Annotated in this window: 3 protein-coding genes; 1 reads left to right on the plus strand and 2 read right to left on the minus strand. The window is 44.4% G+C overall.

The genetic code is table 11. The features are described 5' to 3' along the window. Positions 1-139: 139 nt before the first annotated feature. On the minus strand, positions 140-484 hold the full coding sequence (locus A3757_RS18810) for a copper-binding protein (RefSeq protein WP_068510116.1): 345 nt from the start codon (positions 482-484) through the stop codon (positions 140-142). Positions 485-609: 125 nt separating this feature from the next. On the opposite strand from A3757_RS18810, the gene A3757_RS18815 reads away from it, so the two are divergent. Further along, positions 610-1,062: a hypothetical protein gene (locus A3757_RS18815; protein ID WP_068506996.1), complete on the plus strand. Its 453-nt coding sequence runs from the start codon at positions 610-612 to the stop codon at positions 1,060-1,062. On the opposite strand, the gene A3757_RS18820 is transcribed toward A3757_RS18815, so the two are convergent. After that, positions 1,059-1,721, minus strand: a complete 663-nt coding sequence (locus A3757_RS18820; protein ID WP_068554771.1) for an HPP family protein — start codon at positions 1,719-1,721, stop codon at positions 1,059-1,061. The two genes, A3757_RS18815 and A3757_RS18820, sit on opposite strands and share 4 nt — an antisense overlap. Positions 1,722-1,778: the final 57 nt, after the last annotated feature.

A 1,778-nucleotide genomic window follows, 5' to 3' on the forward strand; every position in this document is an offset into this window, starting at 1 on the left:
CATTAAATAACAATTACTTATATTCGTAATCACTGAAATCTATATACCTATAAGTGAATAAGTTAGGCTCACTTATAGAGAGCAAAACATGGCTTTGTTTAGTTTTGGTGCGATAGTTGACGCTGAAGCGAGATCTCACTTACTTTCTGATTTCCACATATTTCAGCCGATGCAAACCCTTTTCATCCAGCTCCAGTATAAAGCTAACCTTATCACCCGCCTTGAATGGCTCAAGTGACAAAGACTCACTAACTCTGAAAGTCATCAACATAGGGGCCCAATTGAGTTCGGGAATCGGCCCATGTTTGATATTCACTAAGCCCTCCTCTGCAGCAACTTGGGTAATCAAACCATAAGCTGAAACTTCCTGAATCGTTTCTCCCATTATTCCTTCTGTCGTGCCATGGCCATTATTGATTGGTTTAAGCGGTGTACTGCAGGCCGAAAGCAAGGTGATCATGCTAAGCAAGACTAATAGGCGCATAAGTGTCATCTCCGAATTTAAAGTAGCTAATTTTAGCACTATAGCCTTTAGCATCGTCCAGAGGTAGCATGTATTGGTCTATTGGCTACATAGCTTTCAATCGAGTCTGACCCCCTTGAAAAAAGATGATTAAGAAACTTAAGTTTCAGCGCCTTTTGGCGATGATTTATATCGGTGCAGCACTGGGAATCATACATTTCTGGTGGCAGTTCTTTAACGGCTCGCTCTTTTCTATCGAAGAGCTAAGAGCACTGATGCCACATTTTGAAGGCTATTACTTGTGGGAAAGAAGCTTTGTGCTGCCTGATTTAATTCTGGCCTTTGGTATGCTAGTTTCTGCCCTGCCTTTGTGGTGCAACCAATGGATGCAAAAGGGCCGAGTACTCGCAGCAGCCTGCGCCGGTGCGGCACTGTTCCTGGGGTTACTGGATTTGAGTTATGGTTTTTCGAGTGGTCTCTACCGCTTAGACCACCGTTTTGCAGGTGTCGTATTAGAAGCCGGCTTATCGATCACGGCAGTTGGCCTCTTAGGTCTAATCATTTTACTTTTTAGCCCCCAACAAGCTCGACCAGATTAAGCATCTGCTTCTAGCGACTCCTTCAGTAGTATCGTCTTCAATATATCGGGGTGGGTAACGATCCCGACAATCTGTTGATTCTCGAATACCGCTATCGCGTCCAAGCCATACTCCAACAAAGCTGGTGCTAAGTCTTCTACCTGAGTTTCTGGGTGGGTTGATAACAACGATTCGTGACAGAAGGCGTTTAGCGAGCTTTTCTGCATTTCCTCGAGGTTACCACCCTGTGGGCTCATTAGAAAAGGGACGATCTTTTTATCAGATAGCATTCCGCAATATTTCTGTTCCTCATCAAGAATGACCAGGTGATGTATTTCATACTTCTGCATAATACGCCAGGCATCTTCGAGCGTCTTATCTTTGCTGATACTCAGTACCGGCGAGCTCATAATATTCTTCACTCTCCCCAAAGGGCTTCGGGCGGGCTTAACTTCTTGGTAGGCAGAAATCGCTTTCTGCTGGCTTGCACTCGGCTCCAGGGGTTTCTGCTTTGACTTTTGACGATGATCTTTAAAATCTTCGGGGTCGGTTTCAGCTTTAGAATGAACTTTCTGTATTTCAGTCAGTTCATCCGTTGGAGGAATATCACGCACCCTAAACTTACGGTCTAGTGGTGTAACGAGCCCTGTCCTTACATCGTGTACAAAAAATACGGCCATGCTGTCATGTCACCTTCATATTGGAATTCTAAGCTTATATGAATATAAATCGGCCGT

The sequence above is a fragment of the Oleiphilus sp. HI0117 genome (assembly GCF_001635235.1).